This is a genomic window from Streptomyces sp. NPDC005574 (assembly GCF_040605435.1).
In the GTDB taxonomy this organism is placed as follows: domain Bacteria; phylum Actinomycetota; class Actinomycetes; order Streptomycetales; family Streptomycetaceae; genus Streptomyces.
The window spans coordinates 34,941-46,714 of the sequence record NZ_JBEXCW010000066.1 but is presented as its reverse complement, the minus strand read 5'-3'; the positions used below and the strand labels follow the sequence as shown (position 1 = coordinate 46,714).

Genomic DNA, 11,774 nt, shown 5'->3' with positions numbered 1-11,774 from the left:
CTTCGCAGGATCCTGCGGCGGCGCACCCCTGAGCATCGTCAACGACTACATCGACAACCAGAAGCGGCCGACCTGACCGTCACCCCGCAGACGCAAAGAACTCCGGCGCTGCGCGCCTCAGGGCCAAAGATCGCATTCCCGCCCGGCCTGAAGGCCGGGATCCCCTGCGAAGAACAAGGGATGGAACCAACGAAGCCCCCCGGCCGTCGGCGTGTTGAGTGAGATCACCACACCAACGACGAGGGGCTTCGCCACGTCACCGCTCCTGACCAGCCCGATTCACCCGATTACCCAGGAGAAAGAGGTTCACTGCTTCGGCCGAAAAGATGGAAGGGCTAACGCGGCGGTACCCTGCGCCCGCGCCTTTTCGCTCTGCTCACCGCATCACACCCAGAGCTTGACGGCCTCAAGCCAGCGCGTGTTCTCCGTGGTGCCCCCGAAGATGTAGCCGGGGCGTGGCTGGGTGCAGCGCGCACTAGACCAGCCGTAGCCGCGGACCTTGGCTGTCCGGCACACGTGGCCTCTGCCGATGTTGATGCCGAAACCCGTCATGTAGGGGGCGCCCGACTTCGTACTGCCGACGTAGTTGTTCTTGCCGTCGCCGATGACGGCCGTCCACTGTGGTTCCCACTTGCCCTGGCCGTTGGTCGACTTGGCATTGTGGATGAAGGCGTCGGCGGCCGAGCCGCCGCCGTACACCGCGATGTTGAGGGCCCGGATCGGATGAGTCCCGCTCGTCGTGCCGGCGAGCGTTCCGTCGCACACGGGCTTCTGCCAGCCTTCGCCAGAGAGGTACGCGCGGTAGCAGATGTGCCGCCCGGACGGATCGCGCTGGTGGAGCCGGTTCACCGCGGTGGCGGCGGTGTCCTGCGCGGGCTTCGCGGTCACGGTGACCCGCCGTGGCTTCGCGGTCACGGTGGCCCGCGGTGGCTTCGCGGTCACCGTGACGGTGATCCCTCCCGTTCCTCCGGCTCCTCCGGATCCCCCTCCGTTCTTCGGGGCCTTCGCACTCGTCGATGCTTTCGGCTTGGCCGACGGTAAGGCGGCTATCGCGCTGGGCAGTGTGCTCGCGGACGAGGAGGCGGCCGGTGCAGTGTCCTCCGCCAGAGGGGTCCCACTCTCGCTGCTCGAACGGGCGGCTTCCTTCTGGCGCTGTCCATCATCCGGCGCCCCGCTGCCCAGGATCACCAGCGGAACGATGATGAGGGCAGCCACGCTGAGGGCCACCGGCCCGACGATCAGGGGCTTGTGGAGCAAACCGGGCGATCTGTACTCGTCGTCCGACTGACGCGCTGCGTTCCGCGGGGCGGCCTTCAGGTTGAGGCGACCGGCAGGCGGGGGCAGCGCGGTGAGTCGCCGCTGCTGCTCCCGCATTTGCCCCTCGACGTCGCCGTCTTCGTCGCCGTCTTCGTCGCCGTCTTCGTCGCCGTCTTCGTCGATGGCGTCGGCGTCGGCGTCATCCAGATCGTCATCGAGATCTTCGGCTTCGGCAGGGCCGAATATCGCTACAGGTCCGAACGGCTCCGCACCTACCCCGCCTTCGGCAGGCTCGGGCGGCAAATCCTGCGACTCCTGCTGCTCCAGAAGGCTGCTCGAACCGTCCAGAGCGACCTCGACGAGCGCTACGTACCCCGCGGAAGGATCAGAGATGGTCGCCGTCACGCTGGCGTTCAGGTCACGTGCGTATCCCTGCAGTCTGTCGAGGATCGCGGCGTCGACCGACTCCCCTTCCGCGACCAGTACGGGTTCTCCGTCGATCGTGGCCGAGCCGTCTCCGGAGATGACCACCGCGTGGCGTGGTGCCGACCCGGACGGCACCACGGCGGATTCCGGCCTGCTGAGATCCAGAGGTTCCTCCGGCACGGTGTGCTCGTCCCCCGTGATCGACTCGTCCAGCTCTCCCTCTTCACCCCGGCTCATGGCTCTTCCTCTCTGACGCTCCCCGGCCGAAAGGCCCCAGTCGGGAACGACGTGACGGTTCCCGGGTAGCGCAACGGGCGCCGTACGGGAACGGTTCAATCCCTCGACCGACGAAACAGCGACGACGAATAGAAAGGTGCCAATCCATCAGGCGGCTTCAAAGAAACCGCTGTTGAGTACAGTCCGGGGGGTGAACGGCTACGAAGCTTCCGTGCGTTTCTCCGTCCTGGGGCCCGTCCGGGCCTGGCGAGGTGAACAGGAACTAGATCTTGGTTCGCCACAGCAGCGGGCCGTCCTGGCGGCGCTGCTGTTGCGGCGTGGACGCGCCGTCCCACTCGCCGAACTCCTCGACGCGGTCTGGGGCGAGGAGCAGCCCACGGCTGCCGTGTCCGTCCTACGGACCTATGTGTCGCGCCTGCGTAAATTAGTCGAGCCGGAACGTGAGACGGCCGGGAGCCGACGGGTGGTCGTGTCGGTCGGGGGCGGGTACCTGATCCGTCTGCCGGAGGACGGTCTGGATCTCACCGTGTTCGAGCAACGCGTAACGGAGGCGAGGAAGCTGCGCGCCGCCGGGAAACTGTCCGACGCTGCGGAGCTGCTGCGTGCGGCGCTCGACGGATGGCAGGGCGCGGCACTGGCCGGTCTCCCCGGCCCCTTGGCCGAGTCCGAGGGCTCCCGGCTGAACGAGGAGCGACTGGCTACGCTGGAGACCTGGCTGGACATCGAAGTGGAACGCGGACACCACAGCGAGGTGGTCGCCGAACTGATCGCGTTGACCGGCCAGTATCCACTGCGGGAGCAGTTGTGCCGACTGCTCATGCTGGCGCTCTACCGATCTGGGAGGCAAGCAGAGGCGCTGGCAGCCTACCGCCGTACGCGGAGCACCCTGGTGGCCGAACTGGGCATCGAACCTGGTACTCCGTTGCAGGACCTGCGCGACCGCATACTGGCGGCCGACGCGACCCTGGACGCCCTGACGCCAGCCAGCTCGGCGCCCCCCGCCTCCCCCACCGTCGTACACGCGGCCCGCCCGGCACAACTACCCGCCGATCTGCCGACGTTCGCTGGCCGGCGCGCCGAACTCGACCGGGCCCGCGCTCTGCTGTCCGAGCAGGACGATCCCCCGGCCACCGTGGTGATCAGCGCGATCGCCGGTATGGCCGGCATCGGCAAGACCACCCTGGCCGTGCGTTGGGCGCACGAGGTGGCGGACCGCTTCCCCGACGGACAGCTCTACGTCAATCTGCGCGGCTTCGATTCGACCGGCTCACTCGTGACACCGAACGAGGCCATCCGCATCTTCCTTGGCGCGCTCGGCGTCCCGCCGATGCGGATCCCCGTCGGCCTCGACGCCCAGACGGCGCTCTATCGCAGCATGCTCGCCCAGCGGCGGATGCTGATTCTCCTCGACAACGCCCGCAACACCGACCACGTCCGTCCACTGCTGCCCGGCTCCCCCGGCTGCCTGGTCATCGTCACCAGCCGCAACCAGCTCACCGGTCTGGTCGCCGGCGAAGGGGCGCATCCGCTCCCTCTGGACCAGCTAACACCCGCCGAGGCACACGACCTCCTGGCGCGCAGGCTCGGCACCGACCGGCTGGCGGCGGAACCGCAGGCCACGGCAGAGATCATTGCGCGGTGCGCCCGGCTGCCGCTGGCACTGGCCATCGTCGCCGCCCATGCCGTCGCCCACCCCGGCTTCCCACTCGGTGCCATAGCCGGGGAACTGCGCGCCAACCACGGAAGCCTCGACGCCTTCGTCTCCGGCGACGACATCACCACCGACATACGGGCTGTCTTCTCCTGGTCGTACAAAGCGGTGTCCGATCCCGCCGCGCGCCTGTTCCGCCTCCTAGGCCTGCACTCCGGACCCGACATCTCCGCACCCGCCGCGGCTGCCCTCGCCGGGCTCCTCCTGCGGGAGGCCCGCGGACTGCTCGTCGAACTCACCCGCGCCCACCTGCTCACCGAACACGCCCCGGGCCGCTACACCCTGCACGACCTGCTGCGCGTCTACGCCGCCGAACGCGTCCACGCCGAAGAGACGCACTCGGAGCGGGAGCACGCCGTGGGGCGACTGCTCGCCTGGTATCTTCACACCGCTGACGCCGCCTACCCGCACATCACCCCTCAGCGTCGCCGGATTCCCCTTGAGCCGATGCCGGCCCTGTGCCGTCCCCTGGAGTTCACGACACACGACCAGGCCCTGGACTGGTGCGAGACCGAGCGGGCCAACCTGGTCGCCGCGATCCACCAGGCAGCTGGGTCCGGCCGGCCGGGTATCGCATGGCGACTGCCAGCCGTCCTTTGGGGCTTCTTCCACCTCCGCAGCCACGCTCACGACTGGATCGACACCGCACGAGCCGGCCTGGCCGCCGCCCGCGCCGGCGACGACCACCGGGGCGAGGCTCAAAGCCTCGCCGCCCTGGGCGCCGCGCTGCGCGGTTCGGGCCGGCTTGACGAGGCCGTCGAGCACTTCCGCCAGGCGATAGTCGCCTACCGGGAGCAGAGGGACGCGGACGCCTGGGGGTCGGCCGTGATCAATCGAGACGATACGCATCTGCAGTCCGGCCAGCTCGGCAAAGCGGCCGAGTACATTCGCCGTGGGCTGACCGTCGAACGGGGCGTCGGCAGCGCCTGGGGGGAGGGAATATGCCTGTGCAACCTGGGCGACGTCTACCAGCAGCTCGGCCGGTTCGACGAGGCCGTCGGCTGCCTCGAGCAGGCGCTGGAACTCCTGCGCGCCAACGGCAACCGCTGGGTCGAAGGCGTCACCCTCGACATCTTGGGCACGGTCCATCGTCGGCTCCATCGCTACGAGGACGCCGTCGAGTACTACCGCCAGGCGCTCAAAACACACCGGGACATCGGCAACCAGTGGGGAGAGGGATACACCCTGGGCAACCTCGGAGACGCCCAACTGGCCGCCCACGAACCGGAAGCCGCCCGCGACAGCTGGCAGCAGGCACTGGCGATCTTCGTGGAATTCGACCATCCCGACGCCACGAAGATCCGCCAGAGACTTGACCGACTGGAAAACAATCCGCCGCACCTCGACACGTAGGGAGCTACCCCGGGGTGGATCGCCTGACATGAGGCTCCCGTTCGAACACGGCCTGGCCGTGGCCCCGGGGGACGGGGGACACGGCCAGACTGCATCCGAACAACGGATGGCAGGTGAGGACGGTTCACCTCACCGGTCAGCCCGCGTCGTGGTAGGCACGGCCACCGGCGTTGGCGGTCGTGCCGTCGTAGAGGCCGGTCGGACTGGTCTGGGTGGACAGCGTGAACCACGCGTAGCGCTCCACGAAGTCCAGACCGTCCAGCATCCGCGTCGACGAGTTGATGAAGTCGGTCTGCTCCTGCTCACCGGGGTAACGGGGGGTGCCCTGGGAGAAGTCGATGAGGCCGAACTCGGTCAGCCAGATCGGCTTGTGGTAGCGGTCGTGGACAGCCTGCAGGTAGCCGCGCAGCTGGTTGGCGGCGTCGGGGCCGAAGTCGGCGCCGTACCAGTGCACGGGAATGAAGTCGACGCGCAGACCACGGTCGGAGGCACCTTGCATGAAACGATCCAGCCAGCCTCCTGCGACGTCGGCGCCGGAGGCGACGGCGGGTGCGCCCAGGCGCAAGCCGGTGGACTCCAAACGGGGCCAGAGGTCCAGGGCCTGCTCGGGCGTCATGTTGGACTGTCCGCCGTTGTCGGGCTCGTTGAAGCCGAGTAGCTCCCTGCTGCCGTTCTGGACAGCCGCGCCCAGTTCAGCGTCGGTGACCGAGCCGGAGCCCCAGATCATCGGGACGTAGTCCACGCCGTCCGGCTTGGTGACCGCGCCGGTAGAGGAGGCCCAGTTGAAGTACCAGGAGACGCCCGAGGCGGCGAGCGCCTGGGAGGCACCGTCGACGGGGTTGAGACTGACTCCCTTGCGAATCGTGGCGGCAGTGTTGACAGGGTTGGTGACAGGGGCAGGCTGAGTGGCGGCGGGGTCGGCCGGGGCGGTGGTGCCGGACCCGAAGGCGACGGTCAGGCCAGTGCACTTGGTGCACTGGTACATGACCTTGTTGCCCGGCTCGGCGTCCTGCTTGGACCAGGCGTACGCCGTGGGGCACTTCTGATTGACCATGTCGCTGTACGGGGTCTTCGAGTCTCGGTTCGGGTTGGTGCACACCAGCGGCTTGCCTGCCGAGTCCCTGGTCAGGTTGTCGGCCGGGCAGGCGGACAGCAGATCCTCGGCGCACCCCGCCACCGCGCACTCGCCGCTCGCGGGCGGTGTCACGTCATTGGGGGTGATGGTGACGGGCGCGGCGACGGCATCGACGTAGCTGACGTCGTACCAGGGGGCCAGCGAGTCGGCCGGGTCAAAGTTGAACTCGGCTAGCCCGGTGGGCTGTTGACCGAGAGAGCAATGGTCGGCGTATGGTCCGCAGTCGCCGACGGCGCAGTGGAACGTGCTCCCGTCCTCACCATCGCACCCCTGACGGGCGAAGAAGGTGCCGCGCCAGTGCCCGGCTCCCTCGTGTTCGGGGATGTTGATCGTGGCGGACTGGCCCGGGCCCAGCGCCGGCAGCCCGGTGATCGCGGTCGAACCGTCCGCGTTGACCTGGCTGCCCACCCATATACGGCTGTCGGTGCGGTTCTGCAGGGTGATGGTGTGGTCGGCGACGTCCGCGGCCGGTGTTCCGTCGATGTGCTTGCTGCTGGACCGGTGGGTCTGGATGGCTACGGCGGTACCGGAGACCCCGACGATGACCAAGAGCAGGGCGAGGAGGAGTGATGTGCGTCTGCGCATAGAGCGTGCCTCTCCATTGGCTTGCGCGGTGGGGGCGAGGATTCTGGATTCGGGTGCGGTGACGATCAGTTGTCGCCGCCGCTGGCACGACGGATGGGAGCGGGGGATGGTTCAGCATGATCTAGCGCGGAACCCCGGGCGTTCACGACTCCATTGGGAAATCCAGAGGGAGATCCAGGGCGTGGGACCCGACAGTGCGGCCGCCCTCCTGATCGCCGCCGGCGAGAACCACGATCGCCTCGACAGCGACGCCTCCTTCGCCGCTCTGTGCGGCGTCAGCCCCGTCGAGCACTCCTCCGGGAAGAGTAAGCACCGGCGCCTGAACCGCGGCGGCAACCGCCAGGTCAACGCGGCCCTCTACCGCATCGTGCTCACACGCCTGCGCTGGGACGAACGCACTCGTGCCTACCTGGAGCGGCGCACAGCCGAAGGCAAAACCAAACGCGAAGTCATCCGATGCCTCAAACGCTACGTGGCCCGCGAACTCTTCCGATGCATCAGCGCCTCACCACTGCCCAGAACAGCGATACAGCCAGGTTGACAGACCATAGGGGCATCAATCTGAACACCCACCGTGCCGCCGGAATGAGGAAGTACGCGGCCGACCACGATTGGCTCACCCTCGTCCGGCTGCCCTCCTATGGCCGGACTTGAATCCGGTGGAAGGCGTCTGGTCCCTGTTACGGCGTGGGCCGATGGCGAACACTGCATTCAGCGATCCCGACCATCTCACCCGAACCCTCCGCCGAGGGCTCGCCCACATCCAACGCCGTCCCGAACTCATCGAGGGGTGCCTCACCGAGACCGGACTGGCCCTCACCTCAGGCCACCCGAAGCCAACCTGAAAAGGTCAGTAGGTAGTCCCCCAAAGGAGTCCTTCAGGGCCGGCTGGTCAAATTGACGCCGCACTCGGTTCTGAGAACCTCCCTCGCCATGCCGGACGGGCCCCTGGCCAGCCGCGCCCGGCTCGGGGAAGGCGTGCTGCTCTGTGCCACATTGACCCTCGTTCGAGTCCGAGGTAGGTAGCGACTGGCGACAACGGGCCACCGGGACGAACGTTCGGGGGCGGACGGTTCCATGACGCGTGGGTTCCACCGGAACCGTTCACCGGAAACGGTTCAATGCCGGGAAGCCGCTACGTCGACATTTCCCAGGTTTGTTCCGTTATGTTCGCCGGCTCGAATCCCGTCGGCAACGGCGGCAGGCCGGCGGGCAGCGGAGTCTCGGGGAGCCGCACGGCGCCGCCCGCCGGTCGCGGCGGGTCCTGCCGGGCGCGAGATCCGTCCGTCTCCAAACCGCGGCGCCGCCGCTGCAGCAGACCCTGCGGCGGGAACCGCCACGTGTGAGCAAGGGGCATTTGCGTACCTCCGCGTCCGTCCGGCGGTGCTCTGTCGGCTGGACACCGACGCCGGGTTCGTGAGGCACAACGGGGCGACCACGCCCGATGGTTCAGCCCGAGTGTCCGGTGAGAGCAGTACCCAATTCTCGGTTCCACCAGGCCGTAATGTGACGCGACCAGGTGCCAGAGCCCGCCATGAGTTCGGAGAGAGGCGACAGACCAATGGCACAGCCACGAGGGGCAGCACTGGGCGCGGGCTTCCACCTGCACGCTCACGCTACCCCTCCACGATGGAAAACCCCTTGCCAGACACTATGTCTGACATGGGATCGCTTAGCTGATTAGAGACCCTCACTGGGCAGGGACGCCGCCGTATCCGCCGCGCATCCCGTCCACGGCCGGTTCGTCCGTCGTCTGGACGCCGCGAGGCGACGCACCGGAACGAGTCTTGACGCCGGCCCTGTCGACGCACCCCGTGCCGACGGATCCACAACGTTCACCACGAAGGCCCGAGGGCGGGCGTGACCGCAGAATCGAGTGGGCACGACACCCACGCGGCGGGAGTCTGACAGGTCAGCTCAGCCACCACCCCACGGGGGGGGGTCGACACGGTCTTCCTGGGCAGACCGCGCGCGGGGGCGGACAAGTCGGCCGTACCGACGGAGTCTGTGCCCCAGCCATGACCACCTTCGGGAACGCAAGCACGGTGACGGCGAGGTCAGCCGACCCCGCCCGCCGTGCACGACCGCTGTCAGTCCCCGCCGTCACTGCCCAAACCAGCGTCTGGCACCAACCCCTGCCGGGCCAGGCTGCCGTCCAGCCAGGCCGCGGCCAGCTCCACCCGGGAACGGCGTCCGGTCCGCTGGAACAATTGCGACAACCGCTGTTCCACGGTCTTCTCACTCCACGCCAGCCGAGCGGCGATCTGCCGATTGGTGGAGCCCTCGCTCACCATGCCGATGAGCCGAACGTCCTGCTCGCTCAGTCCTTGGGAGGTCGTGCGACGCCTTGGGAGCGAAACGTTCCGCCGCACCGCTGCAGCGCCGAGCGGACTGCGGACGGGCCGACCCATGCCCAGCGTGTGCACGCTCCGCGCCGCCTCGGCCAGCCACCGCGAGGGGTCGTCGCCGACATCCGTCAGGGACTGGCAGCAGTCCACGCTCAAGGGCAGATCGACGCGCTGTCGCACCAGGTGGTACGCGCTCAGCGCGCTGTCCGCGTCGCCGTGCACCATCCCGCGCCCGAGGAGCACCGCCTCGTGCGTCATCGGCGAGGCCGCCTCCTCGTGCAGCGCCTCCAGGTGCCGAAGCGTATCCCGCGCCGTCTCCGGGCTGTCGCCCGCTGTCAGCGACATGATCCGCAGCAGCACCCTCTCGACCCCCGCCAGCAGTCCGCTCTCCTGTGCCCGCCGCACGTCGCGCCATGCCCCTGCCAGGGCCTCGTCCGGCTGCCCCGACCAGTACCGCACGCCCAGCCGCACCCGGGCAACCAGTGGATGGACGAAGGACGGGGGGATCAGTTCCAGCCACTGTCGGGCCCTGCCGAACTGCCCGCGCATGAGCTGGATCTCGGCCGCCAGCGCTCGGGCTGGCTGTGCGACCCCGGCCACGCCGTCGGACTGTCCCCTCGCCTCGATCCGGCGTGCGCGAGACAGAGCGCTGTCCCACTGTCCTGTCAGATAGTCGCTCAACAGGGCTTGATACTGCGCTGCTGTGCTCTCATCCGCCCTGGTGTACCGCTCCCCGAGCGCGGCGTTGAGAGCGCCCGCCAGGTCGCCGTACGCGGCGGCGTTCCGCAGCCGGTGCAGGGCAGCCTCGTCGATGGTGTGATGCAGCAGCTCTTGTCTGGCGCGCTGGAACTCGGCGTCGCCGCCTGCGGCGGCGGCCAGGAGCCGGACCTCCGCGGGCGACGGGACGAGTCCGGAGCCAAGGCCGGCGTCCGGGACGCAGTAGCCCGCCGCTGCCGGCCCGAAGGTCATCGGCGTGACCGGACCGATCCCGTAGGCGCCACCCAGCGCCGCCAGTCCGGCGGCGGTGGGCATCCGCCCGAGCGCCGCACGGTAACGGGGGTCGGCGTCCTCGCTGTGCGGAGACCTGTGTTCGTGCAGCGCCATCAAGGCCCAGGCCCGAGCGACGAACACCAGAGGGCCCTGGACCTCGCTGTGCGACTGGTGCGACCCAAACGATCCCTCGATACAGGCGAGCATCGGCTCGCCGAGCGAGAGTACGCCGATGTGGTCGGAGCGCCGCAGGCCGATGACGGCGGACTCGCGCAGGGCGCCGGGCACGTCGGCGCCGTATGGTGCCGGGCCCTCGTGGCCGACCGCCCCGGACCTCTCAGACTGAACGCCGTGGGGCGCGGTCGGGCGCTTCGGGAGTGTCTCGGCAGGTGTCGGGTCCCTCGCCAGTACGTCCCCGAACGGCCATGGCCGCCCAGGGTCCGGTACGACGGCGCCCAGGTGGTCGGCCAGCGCTCTGGTGACCACGGCGTACGGCGGCTGCGCACCACCACGATCGGGCAGCGCACGCAGTGCCGCCGCGAGCGCCGGAACGGCGAACCTCGCCCTGCCGTCCGCATCGACGGTCACCACCCGATCCCTGATCAACCCCTCCACCCTGCGCCCGAGGGCGTCGAGCAGCCCGTCCGGCGACTTCGTCCGATACAGGGATTCGAGTTGCGGTGCCCCGAGCCGGGCCAGCGCCACCGCTGTCGCGACCGTGGAGGCATCCGGCGACGTGTCCGGCCAGCCGTATCGGCGCAGCTCCGCGATGTCCGCCGAGAGCCGCAGCCCGCCCTCCGGGACGGTCAGACATACCTGCCCGTCGAGTTCGAGCAGAGCGCCGCACTCCTCCAGCGAGGCGAGGACCGAGAGCACCGCCCCCGCACTCCCAGCCAGCGGACCCAAAGCATGGGATATCTGCGTCACCAGGTCGGGTTCGACAGGTCGGCCCAGCCACCGCACGATGAGCGCGCCAACCGCGTCGGAAGACAGTGACTGCAGTTCGAGTACCAGGTCCGCTGTCGCGAGCAACTGCGCTCCGGCGACCTGTCCCGGGTCCATCGGCCGTCCGGCCAGTACCATCGGCACGCCGGTGGGGCGGAACGCGCGCAGCAGCAGACCCAGCGCGCAGGCCGTCCGCATCGGCATCGATCGAACATTGTCGAGGATGATCGCAAAGTGAACATATTGGACGGCGTCTGTCATGACATCCGCCAAGGCCGACAGCAGGGCGATCTCACCGCCGGGGTCAGTGGTCAGCGCTCGCATCCGACGCACTTCGGCGATGCGTGCCGGAAGTCGGCCGTCCGAAAAAATTTTGGCAAGTGCGGCACATACAACGTCCACGAGGGCAGCCGCGCCGTCCGGGCCTTCGGCGACTTCCCAGCGGAGCCGCAAAACCCTGCCGCCCTCCTGGACCACCGCCCACCGTGCCTGCTCCAGGACAGCGGTCTTGCCGGTACCGACCGGACCGGTGACCAGGACCGTCCGCGCCGCGGAACCGGTGGCGCGCAACGCGGCGGCCACTTCCTCGACTTCGCCAGGCCTGACGGCAAGTGTCGAACGATGTTCCTGCATCACTACTCCTTGCCTCCCCCGTCCACCTACGTCGAACTGCTATACGGAAAAACGGAGTTCGGTCGCATGAAGAGCGGGCCGCCCGTCACATGCCTGGTTCGTCATGATTACAGGTGAAGAAAGTGGGCCGTTCGCGGGGGCGGTCCAGGACGGG

General features: G+C 68.7%; 5 protein-coding genes and 1 pseudogene. 3 read left to right on the top strand and 3 right to left on the bottom strand.

Annotated features, from left to right (window positions below):
* Positions 1 to 384: 384 nt before the first annotated feature.
* A complete protein-coding gene (locus ABZT03_RS31085; protein ID WP_356045559.1) occupies positions 385 to 1,920 on the bottom strand; it encodes a hypothetical protein in 1,536 nt (511 codons plus the stop codon).
* Between the two features lie 190 nt (positions 1,921 to 2,110).
* Between ABZT03_RS31085 and ABZT03_RS31080 the strand changes: the two genes are divergently transcribed.
* The gene (locus tag ABZT03_RS31080; protein ID WP_356045557.1) at positions 2,111 to 4,984 is read left to right on the top strand and encodes a BTAD domain-containing putative transcriptional regulator; all 2,874 of its coding nucleotides are present in this window, start codon (positions 2,111 to 2,113) and stop codon (positions 4,982 to 4,984) included.
* Between the two features lie 136 nt (positions 4,985 to 5,120).
* On the opposite strand, the gene ABZT03_RS31075 is transcribed toward ABZT03_RS31080, so the two are convergent.
* Entirely contained in the window at positions 5,121 to 6,704 is a 1,584-nt protein-coding gene (locus tag ABZT03_RS31075; RefSeq protein WP_356045554.1) for a glycosyl hydrolase, read from the bottom strand.
* On the opposite strand from ABZT03_RS31075, the gene ABZT03_RS31070 reads away from it, so the two are divergent.
* Positions 6,601 to 7,245 carry an IS110 family transposase gene (locus ABZT03_RS31070; protein ID WP_356045551.1) on the top strand — a complete coding sequence of 215 codons (645 nt, stop codon included), beginning with the start codon at positions 6,601 to 6,603 and terminating at the stop codon, positions 7,243 to 7,245. The two genes, ABZT03_RS31075 and ABZT03_RS31070, sit on opposite strands and share 104 nt — an antisense overlap.
* A 17-nt stretch (positions 7,246 to 7,262) precedes the next feature.
* Positions 7,263 to 7,549 (top strand): annotated as a pseudogene (locus ABZT03_RS31065) (transposase); the annotation flags it as partial.
* Between the two features lie 1,245 nt (positions 7,550 to 8,794).
* Here ABZT03_RS31065 and ABZT03_RS31060 read toward each other — a convergent pair.
* Positions 8,795 to 11,620, bottom strand: a complete 2,826-nt coding sequence (locus tag ABZT03_RS31060) for a LuxR family transcriptional regulator (protein WP_356045548.1) — start codon at positions 11,618 to 11,620, stop codon at positions 8,795 to 8,797.
* Between the last annotated feature and the right edge of the window lie 154 nt (positions 11,621 to 11,774).